This window comes from Chromatiaceae bacterium (genome assembly GCA_024235395.1).
Classification (GTDB): domain Bacteria; phylum Pseudomonadota; class Gammaproteobacteria; order Chromatiales; family Chromatiaceae; genus Thiosocius.
The window spans coordinates 291,445-313,679 of sequence record JACKMK010000003.1 but is presented as its reverse complement, the minus strand read 5'-3'; the positions used below and the strand labels follow the sequence as shown (position 1 = coordinate 313,679).

At 62.4% G+C, this 22,235-nt stretch carries 24 protein-coding genes; 21 read left to right on the top strand and 3 right to left on the bottom strand.

What is annotated here, in order from left to right; translation table 11 throughout:
• Positions 1 to 9 precede the first annotated feature (9 nt).
• Genes H6955_14835 through ureG form a run of 8 tightly spaced genes read left to right on the top strand, consistent with a single transcriptional unit; the run spans position 10 to position 5,252 of the window.
• On the top strand, positions 10 to 156 hold the full coding sequence (locus tag H6955_14835; GenBank protein ID MCP5314830.1) for a hypothetical protein: 147 nt from the start codon (positions 10 to 12) through the stop codon (positions 154 to 156).
• Positions 157 to 167: 11 nt separating this feature from the next.
• A complete protein-coding gene (locus tag H6955_14830) occupies positions 168 to 1,004 on the top strand; it encodes an urease accessory protein UreD (protein MCP5314829.1) in 837 nt (278 codons plus the stop codon).
• Between the two features lie 23 nt (positions 1,005 to 1,027).
• Entirely contained in the window at positions 1,028 to 1,330 is a 303-nt protein-coding gene (ureA, locus tag H6955_14825; GenBank protein MCP5314828.1) for an urease subunit gamma, read from the top strand.
• A 51-nt stretch (positions 1,331 to 1,381) separates the two neighbouring features.
• Positions 1,382 to 1,699, top strand: a complete 318-nt coding sequence (locus tag H6955_14820; protein MCP5314827.1) for an urease subunit beta — start codon at positions 1,382 to 1,384, stop codon at positions 1,697 to 1,699.
• A gap of 3 nt (positions 1,700 to 1,702) precedes the next feature.
• Positions 1,703 to 3,406: an urease subunit alpha gene (gene ureC / locus H6955_14815; protein MCP5314826.1), complete on the top strand. Its 1,704-nt coding sequence runs from the start codon at positions 1,703 to 1,705 to the stop codon at positions 3,404 to 3,406.
• A gap of 18 nt (positions 3,407 to 3,424) precedes the next feature.
• Entirely contained in the window at positions 3,425 to 3,922 is a 498-nt protein-coding gene (gene ureE / locus H6955_14810; protein MCP5314825.1) for an urease accessory protein UreE, read from the top strand.
• Entirely contained in the window at positions 3,912 to 4,589 is a 678-nt protein-coding gene (locus H6955_14805) for an urease accessory protein UreF (GenBank protein ID MCP5314824.1), read from the top strand. Before ureE ends, H6955_14805 begins: the two co-directional genes overlap by 11 nt.
• Positions 4,590 to 4,622: 33 nt before the next feature.
• Positions 4,623 to 5,252, top strand: a complete 630-nt coding sequence (gene ureG, locus H6955_14800; protein MCP5314823.1) for an urease accessory protein UreG — start codon at positions 4,623 to 4,625, stop codon at positions 5,250 to 5,252.
• 28 nt (positions 5,253 to 5,280) lie between these two features.
• Here ureG and H6955_14795 read toward each other — a convergent pair whose 3' ends face one another.
• Positions 5,281 to 5,634 (bottom strand): hypothetical protein, encoded by a 354-nt coding sequence (locus tag H6955_14795; protein MCP5314822.1) that lies wholly within the window; start codon positions 5,632 to 5,634, stop codon positions 5,281 to 5,283.
• A 373-nt stretch (positions 5,635 to 6,007) separates the two neighbouring features.
• Between H6955_14795 and uvrD the strand changes: the two genes are divergently transcribed.
• The 8 genes from uvrD (at position 6,008) to H6955_14755 (ending at position 13,988) form a co-directional block, all read left to right on the top strand.
• Positions 6,008 to 8,170, top strand: a complete 2,163-nt coding sequence (gene uvrD, locus H6955_14790; protein ID MCP5314821.1) for a DNA helicase II — start codon at positions 6,008 to 6,010, stop codon at positions 8,168 to 8,170.
• Positions 8,167 to 9,378: a radical SAM family heme chaperone HemW gene (gene hemW / locus H6955_14785; protein ID MCP5314820.1), complete on the top strand. Its 1,212-nt coding sequence runs from the start codon at positions 8,167 to 8,169 to the stop codon at positions 9,376 to 9,378. Before uvrD ends, hemW begins: the two co-directional genes overlap by 4 nt.
• Before the next feature lie 3 nt (positions 9,379 to 9,381).
• Positions 9,382 to 9,573, top strand: coding sequence for a CPXCG motif-containing cysteine-rich protein (locus H6955_14780; protein ID MCP5314819.1), 192 nt, complete (start codon positions 9,382 to 9,384; stop codon positions 9,571 to 9,573).
• Positions 9,560 to 9,826 (top strand): hypothetical protein, encoded by a 267-nt coding sequence (locus H6955_14775; protein MCP5314818.1) that lies wholly within the window; start codon positions 9,560 to 9,562, stop codon positions 9,824 to 9,826. Before H6955_14780 ends, H6955_14775 begins: the two co-directional genes overlap by 14 nt.
• Before the next feature lie 186 nt (positions 9,827 to 10,012).
• Positions 10,013 to 10,381 (top strand): DUF3135 domain-containing protein, encoded by a 369-nt coding sequence (locus H6955_14770; GenBank protein MCP5314817.1) that lies wholly within the window; start codon positions 10,013 to 10,015, stop codon positions 10,379 to 10,381.
• 123 nt (positions 10,382 to 10,504) lie between these two features.
• Positions 10,505 to 10,708, top strand: coding sequence for a 50S ribosomal protein L31 (gene rpmE, locus H6955_14765; GenBank protein MCP5314816.1), 204 nt, complete (start codon positions 10,505 to 10,507; stop codon positions 10,706 to 10,708).
• A 92-nt stretch (positions 10,709 to 10,800) separates the two neighbouring features.
• The gene (locus tag H6955_14760; protein ID MCP5314815.1) at positions 10,801 to 12,081 is read left to right on the top strand and encodes a malate dehydrogenase; all 1,281 of its coding nucleotides are present in this window, start codon (positions 10,801 to 10,803) and stop codon (positions 12,079 to 12,081) included.
• 611 nt (positions 12,082 to 12,692) lie between these two features.
• Positions 12,693 to 13,988 (top strand): citrate synthase, encoded by a 1,296-nt coding sequence (locus tag H6955_14755; protein MCP5314814.1) that lies wholly within the window; start codon positions 12,693 to 12,695, stop codon positions 13,986 to 13,988.
• Here H6955_14755 and H6955_14750 read toward each other — a convergent pair whose 3' ends face one another.
• A complete protein-coding gene (locus H6955_14750) occupies positions 13,989 to 14,528 on the bottom strand; it encodes a hypothetical protein (GenBank protein ID MCP5314813.1) in 540 nt (179 codons plus the stop codon). It abuts the gene before it with no gap.
• A gap of 56 nt (positions 14,529 to 14,584) precedes the next feature.
• A complete protein-coding gene (locus H6955_14745; GenBank protein MCP5314812.1) occupies positions 14,585 to 16,978 on the bottom strand; it encodes a penicillin-binding protein 1A in 2,394 nt (797 codons plus the stop codon).
• 360 nt (positions 16,979 to 17,338) lie between these two features.
• Between H6955_14745 and H6955_14740 the strand changes: the two genes are divergently transcribed.
• Genes H6955_14740 through H6955_14720 form a run of 5 tightly spaced genes read left to right on the top strand, consistent with a single transcriptional unit; the run spans position 17,339 to position 22,205 of the window.
• Entirely contained in the window at positions 17,339 to 18,412 is a 1,074-nt protein-coding gene (locus H6955_14740) for a pilus assembly protein PilM (protein ID MCP5314811.1), read from the top strand.
• A 1-nt stretch (position 18,413) separates the two neighbouring features.
• Positions 18,414 to 18,980, top strand: coding sequence for a PilN domain-containing protein (locus tag H6955_14735; GenBank protein MCP5314810.1), 567 nt, complete (start codon positions 18,414 to 18,416; stop codon positions 18,978 to 18,980).
• Positions 18,977 to 19,567, top strand: coding sequence for a type 4a pilus biogenesis protein PilO (locus tag H6955_14730; protein MCP5314809.1), 591 nt, complete (start codon positions 18,977 to 18,979; stop codon positions 19,565 to 19,567). The genes H6955_14735 and H6955_14730 overlap by 4 nt, the downstream gene beginning before the upstream one ends.
• A gap of 2 nt (positions 19,568 to 19,569) precedes the next feature.
• Positions 19,570 to 20,082, top strand: coding sequence for a pilus assembly protein PilP (locus H6955_14725; protein ID MCP5314808.1), 513 nt, complete (start codon positions 19,570 to 19,572; stop codon positions 20,080 to 20,082).
• A gap of 11 nt (positions 20,083 to 20,093) precedes the next feature.
• Positions 20,094 to 22,205, top strand: a complete 2,112-nt coding sequence (locus H6955_14720) for a type IV pilus secretin PilQ (protein ID MCP5314807.1) — start codon at positions 20,094 to 20,096, stop codon at positions 22,203 to 22,205.
• Positions 22,206 to 22,235 lie beyond the last annotated feature (30 nt).

The window sequence follows — 22,235 nt, the reverse complement described above, 5'->3', positions numbered from 1 at the left end:
CGAATACTCATGACCTTTCCAATAATGCTGCTGTCGACCATCGCGAGCGCGCACCCGTCCGCGTCGCCGCCTGTGCAACACGCCGCCGAACACCTGTGGCTGCTGCTTGCGGTCCCCTTGTTGCTGGGTTTGCCATTCCTGCTGCACCGCCGGTAATCTGCCAGCGCATGAGCGCCGTACCTAGCATTCGATCCGACCGTGGTTGGCGCGCCGCCCTGCGTCTCGGCTTCAGTCGGCGCGGCGCCCGCAGCGTTTTATCCGACCGCACCCGCAGCGGGCCCTTGTCGGTGCAGCGTCCGTTCTACCCGGAAGGCGATGTCTGCCATGTATACGTGCTGCACCCACCCGGGGGCGTAGTCGGTGGTGACTCGCTGGACATCGAGGTTCGGATGGCGATGCAGACGCATGCCTTGCTGACCACACCGGGCGCGACCAAGTTCTACCGCAGTGCCGGGGAATCCGCCCGCCAGACACAGCGGTTCAAGGTGCAGTCCGGTGCGACGCTGGAGTGGCTGCCGCAGGAGAACATCCTGTTCCCCGGTGCGCGAGCCGAACTGCGGACCGAGGTCGAGTTGTCGGGCGACGCGCGCCTGGTGTTGTGGGAGATCCTTTGCCTCGGGCGTCCGGCGATCAACGAGGGATTCGACAGTGGACAGGTGGACAGCCGCCTCAGCATCACCCGCGACGGCATGCCGTTGCTGATCGACAGGTTGCGTGCGGGACCCGAGAGCCGGCATCGTCGGTCGCTGATGGCCGGACACGCCGTTACCGGGACCTGTGTCATCAGCGGTGCCAGCGAGTCTCATCTGGGTGTTTGCCGCGCATTGCTGTCCGCGACTGATGAGCCTCACAGTGCCGCCACGCTGCTCGACGACCTGCTGGTGGTGCGCAGCCTCGGTGATTCGACCGAGCGGATACGGCGGCTGTTCGGTGAAATCTGGCAGGCGCTTCGGCAGGATCTGCTTGGCTGTCCGCCCAGCGTGCCGCGCATCTGGTCGACCTGAACAAGCAACCAAGGCAGAGCAAAATGGAACTGACACCAAGAGAAAAAGACAAGCTGCTGTTGTTCACCGCGGCGCTACTCGCGGAACGGCGCAAGGAACGCGGCCTGAAACTGAACTATCCGGAAGCGGTTGCCTACATCAGTGCCGCGATCATGGAAGGGGCCCGAGACGGTCGTTCGGTCGCCGAGCTGATGGATCATGGCCGTACGCTGTTGACCCGTGACGACGTCATGGATGGCATCGCGGAAATGATCCCGGAAGTACAGGTCGAGGCGACCTTTCCGGACGGTACCAAGCTGGTCACGGTGCACGACCCGATCGTTTGACCTATCGCCACCGCCACGCATGACGGAGGCGTCGACTATGGAGGCAGGGGCATGAATCCCGGTGAACTCATCGCTGCAAGCGGTGATATCGAACTGAATGTCGGACGTGACCGGGTCACGCTGACGGTGGCGAATACCGGCGACCGTCCGATCCAGGTCGGTTCCCATTACCACTTCTACGAGACCAACGAGGCATTGGCCTTCGAGCGCGACCGGGCGCGCGGTTTTCGCCTCGATATCCCGGCGGGTACCGCGGTGCGCTTCGAACCGGGCCAGACTCGCGAGGTGCAGCTGGTGGCCTATGCCGGTGACCGGCACGTCTACGGCTTTCGCGGTCACGTGATGGGTCCATTGGACAAAGGCAGGTAAGCGATGGCCAGGATAAGCCGGCAGGCCTATGCGGAAATGTACGGACCGACGGTTGGCGACCGGGTTCGTCTGGCCGACAGCGAGTTGTTCATCCAGGTGGAGGAAGATCGCACCGTCTACGGCGACGAGGTCAAGTTCGGTGGCGGCAAGGTGATCCGCGACGGCATGGGGCAGAGTCAGCAACCGTCCAGTCAGGTCGTAGATGTGGTGATCACCAATGCCCTGATCCTCGACCATTGGGGCGTCGTGAAGGCGGATGTCGGGATCAAGAACGGGCGCATCGTCGGCATCGGCAAGGCCGGTAACCCGGATGTGCAGGCCGGTGTCGATATCGTCATCGGCCCCGGCACCGAGGCGATCGCGGGGGAGGGTCAGATCCTGACCGCCGGCGGCATCGATTCGCATATCCATTTCATCTGTCCGCAGCAGGTGGACGATGCATTGATGTCCGGCATCACGACCATGCTCGGTGGTGGCACCGGGCCGGCGACCGGTACCAACGCGACCACCTGTACCCCGGGTCCCTGGAACATCCAACGCATGCTGCAGGCCGCCGACGGTCTTCCGATGAACCTCGGTTTCCTCGGCAAGGGCAATGCCTCGCGCCCGGGACCGCTGTCCGAACAGATCGCCGCCGGTGCGATCGGTCTGAAGCTGCACGAGGATTGGGGCACCACGCCAGCGGCGATCGACAACTGCCTGACGGTGGCCGAGAACTTCGACGTGCAGGTGGCGATCCATACCGACACGCTGAACGAATCCGGGTTCGTCGAGGACACGCTCGCGGCGATTGCCGGCCGGACCATCCATACCTACCACACCGAGGGGGCCGGCGGCGGGCATGCGCCTGACATCATCAAGGCTGCGGGCTATGCCAATGTGCTGCCCTCGTCGACCAATCCCACCCGGCCGTACACGGTGAACACCGTCGACGAGCACCTCGACATGCTGATGGTCTGCCACCACCTGTCGCCGTCGATCCCCGAAGACGTGGCGTTTGCCGAATCGCGTATCCGTCGCGAGACGATCGCCGCCGAAGACATCCTGCACGATCTGGGCGCCTTCTCGATGATCGCGTCGGATTCGCAGGCGATGGGGCGCGTCGGCGAGGTGATCACGCGCACCTGGCAGACGGCGCACAAGATGAAGGTGCAACGCGGCAGCCTGATGGGTGATCCGGCCGTTCACGACAACCTGCGTGCCCGGCGCTACATCGCGAAGTACACGATCAATCCGGCGATCGCGCACGGCATCTCGCACGAGGTCGGTTCGGTCGAGATCGGCAAGCTGGCGGATCTGGTGCTGTGGAAGCCGGCATTCTTCGGTGCCAAACCGAGCCTGGTGATCAAGGCGGGCATGATCGCCGCCGCGCCGATGGGCGATCCGAATGCCTCGATACCGACGCCGCAGCCGGTGCACTATCGACACATGTTCGGTGCGATCGGCGGTGCACGGCATGCGACGCGCATGACGTTTCTGTCGCAGACGGCGTACGAGGCGGATGTGCACCGCCATCTGGGTCTGGAGTCTCTGGTCGGTGTGGTACGCAACTGCCGCGGCGTGCAGAAGGCCGATATGGTGCTGAACGACTGGCGGCCGACGATCGAGGTCGATCCGCAGACCTACGAGGTACGTGCCGACGGCGAGCTGTTGACCTGCGAGCCGGCCGACGTACTGCCGATGGCACAACGATATTTCCTGTTCTGAGGGCATTGGGGATTTCTCGTGCGTGAGTTCATTCGGCGGGCCGAACAGGGCGAGTACGCGACCACGCTGACCTTGCCGCTGGAGAAACGTATCCGCAGCCGATTGCGGGTGACGCTGGACGACGGCAGCGATGCCGGTGTATTCCTGGAGCGCGGCGAGGTGCTGCGTGACGGTGATCTGCTGGCCACCGGCGACGGCTTCATCGTGTGTGTCCGCGCAGCGGCCGAACCGGTCTCGGAGGCACGCTGCGACGATCCGCTGCTGCTTGCGCGTGCCTGTTATCACCTCGGCAACCGACACGTCGAACTGCAGATCGGCGACGGCGTGCTGCGCTACCGACATGACCACGTGCTCGACGACATGCTGCGTGGTCTGGGTCTGAACCCGAGTTACGTCGAGGCGCCGTTCGAGCCAGAGCCCGGTGCCTATGGCGGCAGTGCACACGCGCACGCCCATGCCCACGCCGGGGATGCCGATCACGTGCACGCGGTTTCCGGGGCGGGTGATGGCGTCTGAGCCGCTGGCACGTCTGCGACTGTTGCAGCTGGCGAGCCCCGCGCTGCCGATCGGCGGCTTCACCTATTCCCAGGGACTGGAGTGGGCCGTCGAGGCCGGCTGGGTGGAAGACGTCGCGGCCCTGAACGACTGGCTGGTCGGCCTGCTGGACGACGGGTTGGCCCGGCTCGACCTGCCCCTGTTGGCGCGCCTGTACGACGCCTGCGAGGCAGGCAATCCGGATGCGATCGCGCGATGGGGGCGCCACCTGTATGCCTGTCGCGAGACCCGGGAGCTGCGGATCGAGGAGCGCAACCGGGCACGTGCCTTGCTCGCCCTGCTCCGCGATCTGGGCATTACCGAGGCTGTCGCATGGCGCGACTCGCTGGCGCATTGCCAGGCCGCGCCCTTTGCGTTGGCCGCGGTACGTTGGGGCATAGCGCGCGAGGACTGCCTGTTGGGGTATGCCTGGGGCTGGCTGGAAAACCAGGTGGCCGCCGCGGTAAAGCTGGTGCCCTTGGGCCAGACCGCGGGTCAGCGTGTGCAGCTCGATCTGGCGGATCGACTGGCGGCCGCGGTGCGCCGTGCGCAGTCGGTCGATGACGACGGCATCGGCGCCGGAGCGCCGGCGCTGGCGATTGCCAGCGCGCGTCACGAGACGCAGTACACACGGTTGTTCAGGTCCTGAGAAGGGGCTTTGAAACCACGACGGGGTAGGGAGATGAAGAGAAAGCGACCGGCATTGCGGGTTGGCGTGGGTGGACCGGTTGGGTCGGGTAAGACCGCCCTGCTGGAGGTGTTGTGCAAGGCGCTCCGCGATCGCTACGACATTGCGGTGGTGACCAACGATATCTACACCCAGGAAGATGCGCAGATCCTGATGCGGGCAGAGGCCCTGCCGTTCGAACGCATCGTCGGGGTCGAGACGGGCGGCTGTCCGCACACCGCGATCCGCGAGGATGCATCGATGAACCTCGCCGCCGTCGAGGACCTGCAGCACCGGTTTCCGGATCTCGATGTAGTGTTCATCGAAAGCGGCGGCGACAACCTTTCCGCGACCTTCAGCCCGGAACTGGCCGACCTGACGATCTACGTGATCGATGTCGCAGAGGGCGAGAAGATCCCGCGCAAGGGCGGACCGGGCATCACCCGGTCGGACCTCCTGGTGATCAACAAGATCGACCTTGCTCCCTACGTCGGCGCGTCACTCGATGTGATGGCGGCGGATACCGAGCGCATGCGCGGCGCGCGCCCCTGGGTGTTCGCCAACATGAAGACCCGTCAGGGCCTGGACGAGATCATCGCCTTCATCGAACGCGAGGGCATGCTGCAGGCCGCCAAGGCATCCTGAGCAGCATGCGGCCCTGTTCGTGCAGGGGTCAGGCGGCGCGGCGCGCCCTGCTGGACGGCGTCGGTGCGACGCCGGGTCTCGGCGTCAGCGGCACCACGTTGTCGCGCGGGACCACGCGACCCATGCGGCGCCAGGCCACGACGACCAGGCCGGACAATGCGGCGGCTGCGGCCCCGTCGAGCAGCGTGATGCCGCTCAGGAACACCATCACGATCGAGATCGCACCACTCATCAGGATGGCGGCGAGCGTCGGCAGTAAGAAGTTCACCACCAGTCCGTCGGCCAGGCTGCCGGTCCGTTCAGCCCTGGCGTACCAGTGTTTCAGCCAACGCAGCAACAGCACAGATGTGCCGATAAAGGCAATTCCGAGAAACAGCGACATACAGGGATTCCTGCTGGGGTCGCGGGTGCACGCAGCGGATGCCGCATTCTGCGACCGGGGGTGCCCCGCCGGCCTCCCCAATCACCCGGGGAGTCGGGTTGGAAGTAGGCTGCGGTCGAGCCGGTGTACGGGGCAGTTGGCATTTCGACCGCAGGTGGGTGCGCAAAGCATGGTGCGCGTTGCCACGCCTTGCAAGGGGGGGCAGAAAATATTCTTGCAGGTCGCCGTTCGAGGCGCCGCTCGCTGAAATCCGCGGCCGTACGGCCTTGCCGGCTTGCGGATTCTGCCCGGTATCGATTCGACCTCCGCGTACACATGGATCACCCGGTATCCACGCCTGCCGGCTGCCCGGCGCGGCTGTTAACATCCGCCGATGGACGTTTCACACATCATCGACGGGCTGAACGACGCACAGCGTTCGGCGGTTACCGCGCCGCTCGGGAGCACCCTGGTCCTGGCCGGGGCCGGCTCCGGCAAGACCCGGGTACTGGTGCACCGCATCGCCTGGCTGATCCAGGTCGAGGGCCTGTCGCCGTGGTCGATTCTCGCGGTGACCTTCACCAACAAGGCAGCCCGGGAGATGCGGCACCGGATTGAGGAGTTGCTCGGGCAACCGGTCGGCGGCATGTGGGTCGGGACTTTCCACGGGCTCGCACACCGGCTGCTGCGCGCGCATTGGCAGGAGGCGGGGCTGCCGCAGGGTTTCCAGATCCTCGACTCCGACGACCAGCAGCGCCTGGTCAAGCGTGTGATACGCGAAATGAACCTGGATGACGCGAAATGGCCGCCACGCCAGGTGCAGTGGTACATCAATCAGCAAAAGGACGAAGGATTGCGCTCCGACCACCTGGACCACGGTGGTGATCCCTATCAGCGCCAGATGATCGCGATCTACCGGGAATACGAGGCGGCATGCCAGCGTGGCGGCAGTGTCGATTTTGCCGAATTGTTGTTGCGTGCACACGAGCTGTGGCGTGACCGGCCGGACGTGCTGCAACATTATCGTGCGCGCTTCGGAGCGATCCTCGTCGACGAGTTCCAGGATACCAACAGTATCCAGTACGCCTGGCTTCGGCTGCTCGCCGGCAACGATGAAAAGCTGTTCGTGGTCGGTGACGACGACCAGTCGATCTACGGCTGGCGTGGTGCGCGGGTCGAGAACATCCAGGATTTCCAGCGCCACCACCCGGACGCCCAGGTGGTCCGTCTGGAACAGAATTACCGCTCCACGGGCAATATCCTGAACGCCGCCAACGCGGTGATCGCGAACAATCCGACGAGGCTCGGCAAGCGTCTGTGGACCGAGGACGGCGACGGTGCGCCGATCCGGGTCTATGCAGCCTTCAACGAGGTCGACGAGGCGCGGTTCGTGGTCGAGCGCATCCGGGCTGCCATCGAACACGGCAGTCGCCGCGCCGAGACCGCGATTCTGTACCGCACGACGGCACAGTCACGGTTGTTCGAGGAAGCCTTGATACAGGCAGGTATCCCGTACCGCGTCTACGGTGGGCTGCGCTTCTTCGAGCGTGCCGAGATCAAGGATGCGCTCGCCTATATGCGCCTGGTTGCGAACCGCCACGACGACCCGTCCTTCGAGCGCGCGGTGAACCAGCCACCGCGCGGCATAGGTCCGCGTACGCTCGACGCGGTGCGCGCGCATGCGCGCGACTTCGCTTGTTCCCTGTGGCAGGCGGCCGGCGACCTGTTGCGCGGTGGCGCGATGGCCGCCCGCGCCGCCAATGCGCTGCGCGGTTTCCTCGACCTGATCGAGGAGATCGACGCGAACAGCGCCGGTTCCGGCCTGCCGGAGCGCGCTGCATTCGTGATCGAGGCCTCGCACCTGCGCGAGCATTTCGAGAAGAGTCGGGACGGCAAGGGTCAGGACCGGCTGGAGAACCTCGACGAACTGGTCAATGCCTGTCGGCAATTCGAGCCGCCGGAAGACGACAGCGACCTCTCGGAACTTGACGCCTTCCTGGCGCACGCCGCGCTCGAGGCCGGCGACACGCAGGCCGAGGAATACGAGGACTGCGTGCAGCTGATGACGCTGCATTCGGCCAAAGGGCTGGAGTTTCCCCTGGTCTTTGTCGGTGGCATGGAAGAAGGGCTGTTCCCCCACAGCATGTCGGCCGAGGACCCCCAGCGACTCGAGGAGGAGCGCCGCCTGTGCTATGTCGGCATGACGCGCGCAATGTCGCAACTCTACCTGACGCACGCCGAGAGTCGGCGCCTGCACGGGTCCGAGAGCTATCCGCTGCCATCCCGGTTCCTGCGAGAGATCCCGGTCGAGCTGATCGAAGAGGTGCGGGCCCGGCCGCAGGTCAGCCGACCCTACAGCCCCGCCTCGGTCTCGCTTGCCGCAGCGCAAGATGCGACCGGTTTCCGACTCGGTCAACGCGTGTTGCACCCGAAGTTCGGTGAAGGCGTGATCCTGAACGCCGAAGGGCAGGGCAACGGGGCGCGCGTGCAGGTCAATTTCGAGCAGGCCGGTGCGAAATGGCTGGTGGTCGCATACGCCAACCTGAGTCCGGCATGAGCGCGGACCCGACGGATCTTGCGAGTGCGCCCTCGGTGAGTGGAACCGGGGCCGTTTTCCCGGTGCCGTCGTCGCTACCGTTGTCGCTGTACGTTCATATCCCCTGGTGCGTGCGCAAATGCCCCTACTGCGACTTCAATTCGCACGTGCCTCAGGTCGCCGTGGAACAGGAGGCGTACATCGACGCACTGCTGCGCGATCTCGACCAGGAAATGGCCCGCCAGCCGCTCGGTGAGATTCAGAGCGTGTTCATCGGCGGCGGTACGCCCAGCCTGTTTGACGGTGCAGCGATCGGCCGCCTGCTGGAAGGGATCGCGCGTCGGCTCACGTTGGTGGCCGACATCGAGATCACCCTGGAGGCCAATCCGGGGACCGTCGAGGTGGCGCGGTTTGTGGACTACCGGGCGGCCGGGGTAAATCGCCTGTCGATCGGCATGCAGAGCCTCGACGATCAGCGGCTCGCCGCACTGGGGCGGATTCACTCGGCGGCCGAGGCGCTCCATGCCTATCGGGTCGCACGCGACGTCGGGTTCGACAACGTCAACCTCGACCTGATGTTCGGTCTGCCGCGCCAGCGCGTCGCTGACGCGTTGTCGGACCTGGAGCAAGTGATCGCGCTGCAGCCCGAGCACCTGTCGTGGTACCAGCTCACGCTGGAACCGAACACCGCGTTTCACCATAAGCCGCCGCCGTTGCCCGATGACGACAGCCTGGCGGACATCATGGAGCTCGGGCAGCAGCGCCTGGAAGCGGCGGGGTATCGTCGTTACGAGGTCTCGGCCTACGCACGCGAAGGCCGACGCTGTACGCACAATGTCAATTACTGGCAGTTTGGCGATTACCTCGGTATCGGCGCCGGCGCCCACGGCAAACTCACGGCGACCGGTATGCGTGTGTGGCGTCGCGCCAAGCAGCGCCATCCCGCCGCCTACCTGGCGGCACAGGGAGGGCGCATCGTCTCGACCGAGGCCGAGGTGACCGGCAATGAGCTGGCGCTGGAGTTCCTGCTCAACGCGCTGCGCCTGAGCCAGGGCGTCCCGCGCGGCTACTTCGTGCAACGGACCGGTCTTGACCTGGCAGACCTCGCACCCGCTCTGGGCAGGGCACAGGCCCTTGGACTGCTCGATGCCGATCCGACGCGGTTGTGCGCGAGCGCGCTCGGGTTCCGCTTCCTCAACGACCTGCTCGGGCTTTTCCAGGCGGACTGAGAGATGAGCCCGGTCCTCAGCTATCAGCCGATCCGTTGCCCTTACTGCGGCGAATGGATCGAACTCACGGTCGACGGCTCGGCGGGCGAGCTGGACTATGTCGAGGACTGCAGCGTCTGCTGCCGGCCAATCGAGGTTGCCGTGCGCGCCAACGGTGATGACTGGGTCCTGGAGGTGAGGCGTGACGACGAGTGACTACCGGCCGATCGACTGCGACATGCACTCGATGCTCGAGCTGTTGGCGTTGCAGCGCAGCGCGGTGACCGTGCGCGCAGTCGACGAACATCAGGCGGCAATCGTGATCGAGGGCACGGTCAGCGACGTGTACACGCGAGACCGCGCCGAGTACCTCGAGCTGCGCGACGCGGCCGGCGACATTTTCGCTGTTCGCCTCGACCGGTTGCGCGCAATCTACGATGCAGCCGGCGTCCAGATCTGGCGTCAATAACCCGACAGAACGCATTAGGGTGGCTAGATATATGTTTTCAAAGGAAAAAACGTAGGAACTGGGGTCCCGGCGGGGGCCATTAAATTCTCGAAGACAAGTCGCAAAACCCTGTGATAGCTTGAACTCGGAACGACCGAAAAACCGACTTATGTCGGCCGGTCCGAGCTGAACTTTAGGGTGAATGCGATGGACAAGAAAAATACTGCCGAGATTGATTTTGACACCTGGTCTGCGGTTGCCCGTGATGACCCTGCCGCTTTCGAGGCAATGCGCCTAGAGGCGATCGAGGCGGTCATCGCCGGGGCGCCCGAGGCCAATCGGGAGCGCCTGCGCCGTCTGCAGTGGCGGATCGACCAGGAACGCCGGCTCGCGCGCACGCCGATGGGCGCCTGTCTGCGCATCTCGCGCATGATGTGGCGCGCGGTGCTGGGTCCCAACGGCCTCAACGATCGGTTTGCCGAGTTGCAGCACCTGTTCTACGGAACACCGATCGAACCGCCGGCGGCGCCCCCGGTGTCTGCCGAGGTCGTCGCGTTCGCACGCACCCGCGACTGACGTCCGGACTTGCGTTATTGCCGGTCGTGGATTAAATTACGCGGCCTTTCGCGGCGCTCGCCCGCGACCGAGCAATACCGCCCCGGCTGCAATGCGGCGTCGGGCGTTGGGAGTGAGACGAAAATGAAAGCGGATCTGCATCCGAACTACACTGACATCAAAGTCGTCTGCAGCTGTGGCAACAGCTTCAACACGCGCTCGACCATCGGTGGCGACACCCTGCAGGTCGAGGTATGTTCCGCATGCCACCCGTTCTACACGGGTCAGCAGAAGCTGATGGATACTGCGGGCCGGGTCGACCAGTTCCGGAAGCGTTTCCGTCGCTGAGCCGGTAACGGCCCGAACGGACACCGCAAGGCGCCCTCGTGGCGCCTTTTCTCGTTTTTCACGGGCCGAGCGCCCCGCCACGGGAGTCGAGCATGAACGAAGAACAGAACAACCAGGACGCCGATTTCGAGATCAACCAGGCGGCATTGGATTATCACGCCAACCCTCGGCCGGGAAAGATCAGTGTCGAGGTTTCGAAGTCCACCCGTACCCAACGCGACCTCGCGCTGGCATATACCCCGGGTGTCGCAGAGCCGGTGCGTCGCATCGCCGCCGATCCGGATGACGCCTATAAATACACCGCGAAAGGAAACCTCGTGGCCGTCATCACCGACGGCAGTGCGGTGCTCGGACTGGGCAATGTCGGATCGCTCGCGGGCAAGCCGGTCATGGAAGGCAAGGGCGTGCTGTTCAAACACTTCGCCGGAATCGATGTGTTCGACATCGAGGTCGATGCCCCCAATCCGCAGGATTTCATCGACACCGTGCAACGGATTGCCCCTACCTTTGGCGGCATCAATCTCGAAGACATCGCGGCACCGCACTGCTTCGAGATCGAGCAGGCATTGATTGAACTGCTCGACATCCCGGTATTTCACGACGATCAGCACGGCACGGCGATCATCATCGCAGCCGGTTTGTTGAATGCGCTGGAGCTACAGGACAAGCAGCTCGCAGATGCACGGATCGTCGTGCTCGGTGCCGGGGCTGCGGGTATCGCTGCCGTGCAGTTGTTGATTGCGCTGGGCGCCGGTCGCGACAATTTTCTGGTACTCGATCGCAAGGGAGTGATTCATCGGGGTCGGACCGACCTCAATCCGCACAAACTCGGCGTGGCCGTCGATACCGATGCCCGCACGCTTGACGACGCGATGCGCGGCGCCGATGTGTTCATCGGTGTGTCGGGTCCGGATCTGGTGACCCCTGCGATGTTGGCTTCCATGGCCGACCGGCCGATCGTGTTTGCGTTGTCCAATCCCGTTCCGGAGATTCGGCCCGAGGTCGCCCAACAGGTACGGTCCGACATGATCATGGCGACCGGACGCTCCGACTATCCCAACCAGGTAAACAACGTCCTCGGGTTTCCGTTTATCTTTCGTGGAGCGCTCGATGTGCGGGCCCGGCGGATCAACCGGGAAATGCAGATCGCAGCGGTGCATGCATTGAAGGATCTGACCCACCAGCCGGTTCCGCAGAACGTGCTCGATGCATACGGCCTGGAGGCATTGGCGTTCGGCACCGGTTACATCTTGCCCAAACCACTCGATCAGCGACTGAGGGATGTCATACCGCCTGCGGTGGCGCGCGCTGCGATCGATAGTGGCGTGGCACGTACCGCCTGGCCTGCGCACTATCCTGAAGCGGCCGTGTAACCCTCAGGTGCGTGACGGCATCGTGGATGCCGCCGGCAGACAGATGGCGAACAGCGATTGGGCATGGCGGTGGCACGCTGACGCACTGCCAGCATCCCCTGCCATGCGGCGGCCTGATGCGCCACCCCGCGGCGACCGTGATTGCATTCGGCACGCCCTTTCGAGTTTGCGCCATGGAGCCGCTGGCGCAGGTCGCCCTGATGGCATCGGATGTCTGCAAACCATCGCTACGCATTGACCGACGAAACCCCTCCGCACTCCCTTGGTGCGTCTCCCGGCATTCGCCGGCCCGGTGCTTGTTGCGTGCAGATCCGCGTGTGCGGGATCGGTGCGTGAGTTCCGGCGGTGCGGCATTTCCGCGAACCGGTTGCCTTGGCGTGTCGTACGGCATGCATCCAGGATCAATAACAAATCACCTTAGAATTCAGCATGTGCAGCGTTCGAAGTTCGCGGTGGACCGGCAATGATGCGACTTTCACAGTGATGTCGACCGCGTGGACCCTGGCGGGCAAATGCTTACCGTGACCGACGACATTTCCAATGATCGGTCGCGAATTGGCCTGTGCTAGGCTTGGGCATCCAGACTATTGTCAAGCCAGAGGTACGGGCAGATGTCGAACAGAAAAGCCACCCTCACGTTCAACGATACAGGCAAGTCCATCGATCTGGAGATTCTGTCCGGCACCGAAGGACCGGACACGATCGATATCACCAGCCTCTATGGACAGGCCAAGGTTTTTACCTACGACCCGGGCTTCGTTTCCACGGCGAGCTGCAACAGCTCGATCACCTATATCGATGGCAACGAAGGTGTGTTGCGGTATCGGGGTTATCCCATCGAACAGCTTGCAGCAAAGTCGACTTTCATCGAAGTCGCGTACCTTTTGCTTTACGGCGACCTTCCGAGTCGTGAACAGCTCGCACAGTTTCAGGACATCATCACGCACCACACGATGATCAATGAGTCCCTGCTGCGTTTCTTCCAAGGTTTTTATAACAATGCCCACCCAATGGCGATGATGGTCGGCGTTGTGGGGTCGTTGTCGGCTTTCTATCACGACTCAATGGATATCAGCGATCCTCGTCATCGCGAGATCAGTGCGCATCGCCTGATCGCGAAAATCCCGACGATTGCAGCTGCCTGCTACAAGCACAACATCGGCGAACCGGTAATCTATCCGCGCAACCATCTGAGCTATACCGCCAACTTTCTGCACATGATGTTCGCGACCCCGTGCGAAGAATACGAGGTAGAGCCGCTCGCAGAGCGCGCTATGGATCTATTGTTCATTCTGCATGCCGATCACGAGCAGAATGCTTCCACCTCCACCGTTCGGCTTGCGGGTAGCTCCGGTGCCAACCCTTTTGCCTGCATTGCCGCTGGTACAGCGTCATTGTGGGGACCGGCGCACGGCGGGGCCAACGAGGCCGTGCTCGACATGCTCGAAGAGATCGGTCATGTCGGCAACATCGAAAAGTATCTTGCCAAGGCCAAGGACAAGGACGACCCGTTCCGTCTGATGGGGTTCGGACATCGTGTTTACAAGAACTATGACCCGCGTGCCAAGATCATCCGCGAGGTCTGTTACCAGGTGCTTGAGAAACTGGCAGACAGCAACAATCCCTTGTTCGAGTTGGCCATGCGCCTGGAAGAGATCGCGTCCAAGGATGAGTACTTCCTGGAAAAGAAGCTCTATCCGAACGTCGACTTCTATTCAGGCATCATCTACCGGGCACTGGGGATACCCGACAGTATGTTCACCGTGATGTTCGCGATCGCACGAACGGCGGGTTGGGTGAGCCACTGGATGGAGATGCTCGATGACCCGAGACATCGGATAGGGCGTCCGCGGCAGCTGTACCAGGGTGCCACCAAGCGCGACTACGTGCCGCTTGCAGAGCGCTGATCAGTTGCCCTCGATGCCGATCAGCGCATCCAGCTGGTCGGCAGTCAGCGTTTCCAGCGGGCCGCCATCCACGGGGTCGCGCGGTGGGTCGCTACGGCTGCGGCGATCGATGATCACCAGTTCGATCGAGGCCTCGCCCGCCAGGAAGCGGACGGCCGGTTGAGCGAGCCGCCGCCCTCCGGAATAGTGCATCGTCACTTCGGCCTCCCTCCATGGGAGGTGCAACTCGTGCAGGTGCAATATCACCTGTTCCGGAGTGTCCGCTGATAAAAGGATCCGGACCCTGTCGAGCGGCCCATCGCCATGTACCAGCGACCCGAACAGGCGTGGTTCGAAAGGCTTCAGGCGGTGCATGGCCTCGCGTGCCGCCAGGCGCATGCGTCGCAGTTGTTCAGTTTGCTGTGGGCGAAACAGCTCGCGATATTCGCTAATACCGCGGAGCAGGTCCGCGCGTGGCGGCCGCCCATGCAATGGGTTGATTCCATGCTGGTCGGCCGCCCTGCGCAGTGCCTCGTCCAGATCGATGCCCTGGTCGACCACGAGAGTCGCCGTCGCGCGGATCCATTGCGCTTGATCCGTCGCTTTGCGCCGTCGTTTCAGAACAGGTCCTGGGTCGGCGGAGGTGCTTCCGTCGGAGCGATCACCGTGCCGTTGCCACCGACTGCCGCGTTCACCGTTCCCGGTGCATTTTCCGTACGAAACACCTCGAAAATGGCGTCATCGGTCGACGCGCTCGCGCGGGTCCCGGTGCGCGGATCGATGCGCACCGTGACGATGTCGGCCGGCACCTCGGGTTCAGTGTCCGGGATGTCCTTGAGTGCGACCTGCATGAAATCTATCCATGCCGGCAGGGCGGCTCTTCCGCCCACCTCGCCGCGGCCCAGCTTGCTGTTGTCGTCAAACCCTACCCAGGCATTGGCCACCAGCCGTTGGTTGAAGCCGTTGAACCAGGCGTCTCTCTGGTCATTGGTGGTACCCGTTTTGCCGGCGAGGTCTTTGCGTCCCAGAGCACGTGCCTTGGTCGCCGTGCCGCGACGAATCACGTCCTGCATCATCGAGTACATCAGGTATCGATTACGCTCGTCGAGCACACGCGGTGCGTGCGTCGAGGCGTCTTCCGCTGCCGGATCACAATCCTTGCACACGGTTATTGGATGTTCCTCGAAAACCGATCCGGCCCCATCCTGATCAATGCGCTCGATGAAGTAGGGTTCGACCCGGAAGCCCCCGTTTGCGAGCACTGCGTAGCCCTTGGCCATCTGCAGTGGGGTCACGTCCGCGCTACCCAGAGCCAGCGAAAGATTGTGCGGCAGCTCGGCAGGATCGAAACCAAACTTTGCGATGTGCTGGAGGGCGGCCTCGATGCCAATGCTGCGCAGCAGCCGGATCGACACCAGATTGCGTGACTTGGTCAATGCTTCGCGCAGTCTCGTGGGGCCGAAAAACTTGCCGGAGTAGTTCTCCGGTCGCCATGCGCCTTCCAGGCTGGGGTCCTCGAACACCACCGGCGCATCATTGATCAGTGTCGCCGGCGTGAAGCCATTCTCGAGTGCGGCGGAGTAGATGAACGCCTTGAAGCCCGAGCCCGGTTGGCGCTTTGCCTGGGTGACCCGGTTGAACTTGCTGGCATAGAAGTCGTATCCGCCGACCAGTGCCTTGATCGCGCCGCTGTTCGGATCCAGCGCCACCAGGCCACCGGACACGCGCGGCACCTGCGACAGGCGCCATACCGTGTTGTCCTTGACGGTAACGGCTTTCACCCGGACGATGTCGCCCACCGCAACGACGTCGGCGGGCTTTTTGGGCGCCGGCCCGCGTCGGTCGGTATCGATGAACGGTTGCGCCCATTTCATCTGGTCCCATTCGATCGCGCCCGACTCGCCGTCACCCAGGTAAATGGTGGCCTGCTTTTCGCCGACCTCGGTGACCAATGCCGCACGCAGATCACCGATCGTCGGCCGGTCGGCCAGAACCGCTTCACGCGCCTTGTCGTCCGACGGCAGGGCTTCGAGCTTCTGTTCCGGACCGTAATAGCCGTGGCGTTCGCTATAGGCGTCCAACGCGCCGCGCACCGCGCGGTTGGCCGCCGACTGCGCTTCTCCGGTCACCGTGGTCACGACCGTGTATCCTCCGGTGTACGCGTCCTGGCCGTATCGGCCGACCATGTCTGCGCGCACCATCTCGGCTACGTAAGGCGCCTCGACTTCGATGTTGGGTGCGTAGCGGCTCGCGGTCACCGGTTGCGAGGCTGCCTGGTCGTGTTCTGCTTGCGTGATGCGGCCCAGTTCCAGCATCCGTCCGAGCACGTAGTTACGGCGCTCTACCGCCCTCTGCGGGTTCGTGATCGGATTGAGGTCAGACGGTGCCTTCGGCAACCCGGCGATCATCGCCGTCTGGGCGAGATCGAGCTGATCGACCGTTTTGCCGTAATAGACCTGTGCGGCTGCCCCAACGCCGTAGGCGCGATGTCCAAGATAGATCTTGTTGAGGTAAAGCTCGAGAATCTCCTCCTTACTGAGTTCCTTCTCGATACGCAGCGCAAGAAAGATCTCGCTCAGTTTTCGCGTATAGGTTTTCTGGCTGCTCAGATAGAAGTTGCGCGCCACCTGCATGGTGATGGTGCTGCCGCCCTGCTTCTTCTCTCCGGTCAAGGCGAGCTGCACCCCGGCGCGCACCAGGCCACGAACGTCAACGCCGGGGTGGGTGAAAAAATTCGCGTCTTCCGCTGAAAGAAAGGCGTCGATCATGCGTTGAGGGAACTGCGCATACTCCAGCGGGTTGCGCCGCTGCTCACCGAACTCGGCGATCAGTCCTCCGTCATGGCTCAGTACTTTCAACGGTACCTGCAGGCGGACCTCGCGCAGGTTGTCGATGTCGGGCAACTCGGGTTCAAGGTAGAAGTAGGCTGCGCCGACGGCTATTGCGCCGACGACAGCGCCCAGCAGCACCAAAACCAAAACGTAGTTAACAGTTTTCAAAAACCACTTCATGCGGACGTTCTACGGCGCTCCAGTGTTCAGCGGAGGTGCCGCTAAACGATCCCAGACGGGCCGCTATACTAGCCCGAAAGGTGCAGGGATTGGCGGTTGTCATCGTAAAAATGACGGAATTGGTACACCTTCTCTCATGACAAGGTTCGCGTCTCGTCGCTGATCGACCGATCGGGTGACGATGCGCCAAACCGCAGCCATGGAGAACCACCGGTGGATTCTAATTCCTTGATTGGAAACAATAGCTTTATACTTGCGCAGGTTTGTTAAAGAAATTCCTCCGGGTTGCCGATAGCCGCAACGAACCCGGGCGGCAACGAACCCGGAAGGCACACCAAAGGAAGTCGGAAAGAGAGCGTCATGGGCCTATTTACCCGGAAAAAGGTGCCGCTCATCGGGCTGGATATCAGCTCGACGGCGGTGAAGCTGCTCGAATTGAGCCAGCATGGTGGCCGTGGGGGTGTGCGCTATCGCGTAGAGAGCTACGCGGTGGAACCGCTGCCTTCAACCGCGGTTGTTGAAAAGAACATTGCGGACGTGGAGGCGGTCGGCAAGGCCGTGCGCAACGTCGTTCGCAAAGCGGGTACGCGCAACAAGCGCGCAGCCGTTGCCGTTTCCGGCTCAGCGGTGATCACCAAGGTCATCTCGATGCCGGCGGCACTCTCCGACCGTGAGATGGAAAGTCAGATACAGCTCGAGGCGGACCAGTACATTCCGTATCCGCTGGAAGAGGTCAACATCGACTTCCAGGTGCTCGGGACCTCTGAGAAGAGCCCTGAACTGGTCGACGTACTGCTCGCGGCGTCGCGCAGTGAGAACGTCGACGATCGGGTCGCAGCCCTGGAATTGGCCGGCCTCACCTGTGAAATCGTCGATGTCGAAGCGTACGCGATGGAGAATGCGTGTACGCAGCTGGTGGATCAGTGGCCCGGTGCGGGCGACCACCAGACGATTGCGGTGGCCGACATCGGTGCGACCACGACGACGCTCAACGTGCTGCACAATGACCACATTATCTATACCCGCGAGCAGAATTTCGGCGGTCGCCAACTGACCGAGGAGATCCAGCGGCGCTACGGGTTGTCGGTGGAAGAGGCCGGCATGGCAAAACGCCAGGGTGGACTGCCGGACAACTACATTCCTGAGGTGCTCGAGCCGTTCAAGGAGGCAATGGCGCAGCAGGTCAACCGCTCGATTCAGTTCTTCTACTCAGCGAGTGCATTCAACAACGTCGATCTTGTCGTATTGGCGGGCGGTAGCTCGTCGGTGCCCGGAATCGACGATTTGATTCACGAACGCCTCGGCGTTGAGACGATCATTGCCAACCCGTTTGCGAACATGGCAGTGGCGTCCAGGGTAAAGCCGCAGGTACTCAGTAACGATGCGCCGGCATTGATGATTGCATGCGGCCTGGCACTGAGGAGTTTCGACTGACATGGCACGGATAAACCTTCTACCGTGGCGCGAGAAGCTGCGGAAGCAGCGGCAGCGCGACTTCGGATTCACCATCCTAGGGGCCCTGCTGCTGACGGTGCTCGGCATGGGGTATTGGCATTTCTATGCCGAGGGCCTGATCGATCATCAGCTGGACCGCAATCGCTTTCTCGAGAAAGAGATCGCCAAGGTCAACAAGCAGATCGAGGAGATCAAGAACCTGGAGAAGACCCGCCAGAAATTGATCGCACGCATGAAGGTGATCGAAGACCTGCAGGTCAGCCGCCCACAGATCGTGCATCTGTTCGACGAACTGGTGACCGTCGTGCCGGATGGCACCTTCCTCACCTCGCTCGCTCAGACAGGGCGCAAGGTACAGCTGATCGGACAGGCGCAATCGAACGCGCGCGTTTCGACCTATATGCGCAATATCGAGTCCAGCCCCTGGCTCAACAACCCGAAGCTGTTGATCATCGAAAACAAGGCCCCGGATAAATCCATTTCCCAGGGCAACTCGTTCCAGCTCGATCTCGTGCAGGTCGCACCGAAGCAGGAGGCCGTTCAATGAACCTCCAGGAACTCAATGAACTCGATTTCAGCAATCTGGGCGATTGGCCCGGGATCGTAAAGGCGGTTGTCGTCCTGATCCTGTGTGCGCTGGTCGGTGTAGGCTGGTATTTCTACGACATCGAAGACCAGTATGTGCAGCTGCAGAGGGTCGAGAAGACCGAGGTCGACCTGCGTGCAGACTTCGAGGCCAAGCAGGCAAAGGCCGCTAATCTGGAAGCTTACAGGACGCAACTCGCCGAGATGCAGGAGTCTTTCGGGGCGATGCTGCGCCAACTGCCGAACAAGACCGAGGTGGCGGACCTGCTCGTCGATGTGTCGCAGACGGGACTCGCGGCGGGCCTGGAATTCGAGCTGTTCCAGCCGCAGGGCGAGGTTCCGAAGGACTTCTATGCGGAATTACCCATCAAGATCCGCGTAGTCGGCAACTATCATGAATTCGGTGAGTTTGTCAGTGGTTTGGCCGCTTTACCGCGCATCGTGACGATCCACAACGTCAACATTCAGAAGAACGCGAAAGGATCCGATGATCTCGTCATGGAAGCCCTGGCGCGTACCTATCGTTACCTTGATGAGGCAGGTGGTTGAAGATGAGGAAGTTCATCCCATTGTTAGTGCCTCTGCTGCTGGCAGGATGTGTGAACAAAGACATGTCGGACCTGACGCAGTTCGTGGACGAGGTGAAGAGCAGGCCACCCTCGGGGATAGAGCCTATCCCGGAGGTCAAACAGGTCATCGGTTTCGTCTACACTGCGAAGAGCCGACGCGATCCGTTCACCCCGCCCGAAGAGGAGACGGCGGCAACCGAGACGGTGCTGGACAACGGCATCCGTCCCGATCCAGACCGGCGTAAAGAGGAGTTGGAGTCGTTCACCCTCGACTCGTTACGGATGGTCGGCACTCTGGAACAGGAACAGAGCACCTGGGGCCTGGTAAAGACCTCAGATGGCACCATACATCGCGTGGCGCCCGGCAATTTCATGGGCCAATACGACGGCAAGATCACGCGGATCAGTGAAGACAAGATTGAGCTGATTGAACTCGTACCCACCGGCTCGGGCTTTCTTGAGAAGGAAGCTGCTCTGGCCTTGGGCGGCGAATAGGAGACGGGACGATGTATAAAAAGGTAAAGGCGCTCAACACTGCACTGATCGGGGTGCTGCTCTGGGCTTTCTTGGGGGAGGCAATCGCTAACGAACTGCAGGATGTCAGCTTCTCGGCGCTACCCGGCAATCGTGTGGAGATCGTGCTGACGACCAGTGAGCCGGTCGCGGAACCTGCATCGTTCACGACCGACAACCCGGCACGCATCGCGATCGATCTGGTCGACACGACCAACGCGCTGGAACAGAAGGTGACACCGGTAGCCATCGGAATGGCTCGAAGCGTGACCGCAATCGCGGCCGGTGACCGTACCCGGGTGGTCATCAACCTGCTCGAGCAGGCCAGCCACACGGTGCGGGCCGAGGGCAACAAGGTCTACGTGAGTATCGGTGCCAGCAGCGGTGCGGGCACCATGTCACCGACGAGCGCACCAAGTGCGGTGATGACGGACAAGCGCAATACGTCGTCGCGCGCCGGTCTCGCATTGGAAAACGTCGATTTTCGCCGCGGCACACAGGGCGAGGGCCGGATCGAGATCGAGCTTTCGGACCCGTCGATCGTTGTCGATATGCGCCAGCAGGGCGACCAGGTGATCCTCGATTTCCTGAATGCGGACCTTCCTGAACAGCTGGCACGCACGCTTGATGTGCTCGATTTTGCGACCCCGGTCAAGGCCATCGAGACGCGCCCGGATGGCCGCAATGTGCGGATGACCATCTCGACGAGCGGCGAATTCGAGCATCTTGCCTACCAGGCGAACAACACCTACACGGTGGAATTTCGCGGTCTGACCAAGCAGGAAAAGGAGGCGCGCCGCAAGGAGCAGCAGATCTACGAGGGTGACCGCCTGTCCCTGAACTTCCAGGATATCGAGGTGCGTGCGGTACTGCAGCTCTTGGCCGATTTCACCGGTCTGAACATGGTGGTCAGCGATACGGTCAGCGGGCGCATCACGCTGCGGCTCAAGAATGTTCCTTGGGATCAGGCGATGGACATCATCCTGAAGACCAAAGGACTGTCGATGCGGCGCAACGACAACGTCGTGTTGGTCGCGCCGACCGAAGAGATCGCGGCGAGGGAGAAGCTGGAACTCGAGTCGCAGCAGCAGATTGCGGAGCTGGCCCCGTTGCGTTCTGAACTGATTCAGGTCAACTACGCGAAGGCTCAGGACCTGGCGGCCTTGCTGAAGTCGAGCGAAAACAAACTGATCTCGGAGCGCGGCAGCGTCTCGATCGACGAGCGGACCAATACCCTGCTGGTGCAGGACACCGCCGCCAAGCTCAGCGAGGTCCGGGCTTTGGTCGGCGAACTGGATATTCCGATTCGCCAGGTGCTGATCGAGTCGCGCATCGTGATTGCAAACAACGATTTCGCGCGCGATCTCGGCGTAAAACTTGGTGTGGGCGTGGCCGGTGATGGCGACAGCTGGCGTTGGAAAGTCGCGGGCGGGCTACCTGGCGATGTGGCCAGCCCCGAAGTGGGTTCCACGAGTTTCGAGATCCCGGCGGGTTCCGGAAACCAGGGCCTGCTCGTCAACCTGCCTCAGACCCTCGCATCCGGCAGTGGCGGAGCGGTCAACTTCCTGCTGGGCAAGATCGGGTCGTACCTGTTGCGTCTCGAATTGAGCGCGATGCAGCAGGAAGGCAAGGGAGAGATCATCTCCAGCCCGCGCGTCATCACCTCGGATCAAAACAAGGCGACGATCAAGCAGGGTGTGGAAATCCCCTACCAGGAGGCTTCCTCCAGTGGAGCGACCTCGGTGTCGTTCAAAGAGGCCGTGCTGAAGCTCGAGGTCACGCCGCATATCACGCCGGATGACCGCGTGATCATGGATCTCAAGGTGAACAAGGACAACCCGGACTTCACCCGTGCCGTGCTTGGTGTGCCCCCCGTGGATACGCGCGAGCTGGAGACCTCGGTGCTGGTCGACAACGGAGAAACCGTGGTGCTGGGCGGGGTGTTTGAGCGCACCAAGGCGAAGAATCGTGCCAGTGTGCCGTTCTTTGGCGATCTACCGTATGTCGGTTGGGCGTTCCAGCAAAACCAGATCCAGGACGAAAACAGCGAGTTGCTGATCTTCGTAACCCCGAAGATCCTCAAGGACACGCTCACCCTGCGTTGAGATCTAAACGACCGTGTGCGAGGCGAGCCT

Excerpts from the sequence above, each read along its gene's own strand:
- H6955_14835 (MCP5314830.1), top strand. The coding sequence starts at position 10 with ATGACCTTTCCAATAATGCTGCTGTCGACCATCGCGAGCGCGCACCCG.
- H6955_14830 (MCP5314829.1), top strand. The coding sequence starts at position 168 with ATGAGCGCCGTACCTAGCATTCGATCCGACCGTGGTTGGCGCGCCGCC.
- ureA (MCP5314828.1), top strand. The coding sequence starts at position 1,028 with ATGGAACTGACACCAAGAGAAAAAGACAAGCTGCTGTTGTTCACCGCG.
- H6955_14820 (MCP5314827.1), top strand. The coding sequence starts at position 1,382 with ATGAATCCCGGTGAACTCATCGCTGCAAGCGGTGATATCGAACTGAAT.
- ureC (MCP5314826.1), top strand. The coding sequence starts at position 1,703 with ATGGCCAGGATAAGCCGGCAGGCCTATGCGGAAATGTACGGACCGACG.
- H6955_14805 (MCP5314824.1), top strand. The coding sequence starts at position 3,912 with ATGGCGTCTGAGCCGCTGGCACGTCTGCGACTGTTGCAGCTGGCGAGC.
- ureG (MCP5314823.1), top strand. The coding sequence starts at position 4,623 with ATGAAGAGAAAGCGACCGGCATTGCGGGTTGGCGTGGGTGGACCGGTT.
- H6955_14795 (MCP5314822.1), bottom strand. The coding sequence starts at position 5,634 with ATGTCGCTGTTTCTCGGAATTGCCTTTATCGGCACATCTGTGCTGTTG.
- uvrD (MCP5314821.1), top strand. The coding sequence starts at position 6,008 with ATGGACGTTTCACACATCATCGACGGGCTGAACGACGCACAGCGTTCG.
- hemW (MCP5314820.1), top strand. The coding sequence starts at position 8,167 with ATGAGCGCGGACCCGACGGATCTTGCGAGTGCGCCCTCGGTGAGTGGA.
- H6955_14780 (MCP5314819.1), top strand. The coding sequence starts at position 9,382 with ATGAGCCCGGTCCTCAGCTATCAGCCGATCCGTTGCCCTTACTGCGGC.
- H6955_14770 (MCP5314817.1), top strand. The coding sequence starts at position 10,013 with ATGGACAAGAAAAATACTGCCGAGATTGATTTTGACACCTGGTCTGCG.
- rpmE (MCP5314816.1), top strand. The coding sequence starts at position 10,505 with ATGAAAGCGGATCTGCATCCGAACTACACTGACATCAAAGTCGTCTGC.
- H6955_14760 (MCP5314815.1), top strand. The coding sequence starts at position 10,801 with ATGAACGAAGAACAGAACAACCAGGACGCCGATTTCGAGATCAACCAG.
- H6955_14755 (MCP5314814.1), top strand. The coding sequence starts at position 12,693 with ATGTCGAACAGAAAAGCCACCCTCACGTTCAACGATACAGGCAAGTCC.
- H6955_14745 (MCP5314812.1), bottom strand. The coding sequence starts at position 16,978 with ATGAAGTGGTTTTTGAAAACTGTTAACTACGTTTTGGTTTTGGTGCTG.
- H6955_14740 (MCP5314811.1), top strand. The coding sequence starts at position 17,339 with ATGGGCCTATTTACCCGGAAAAAGGTGCCGCTCATCGGGCTGGATATC.
- H6955_14735 (MCP5314810.1), top strand. The coding sequence starts at position 18,414 with ATGGCACGGATAAACCTTCTACCGTGGCGCGAGAAGCTGCGGAAGCAG.
- H6955_14730 (MCP5314809.1), top strand. The coding sequence starts at position 18,977 with ATGAACCTCCAGGAACTCAATGAACTCGATTTCAGCAATCTGGGCGAT.
- H6955_14725 (MCP5314808.1), top strand. The coding sequence starts at position 19,570 with ATGAGGAAGTTCATCCCATTGTTAGTGCCTCTGCTGCTGGCAGGATGT.
- H6955_14720 (MCP5314807.1), top strand. The coding sequence starts at position 20,094 with ATGTATAAAAAGGTAAAGGCGCTCAACACTGCACTGATCGGGGTGCTG.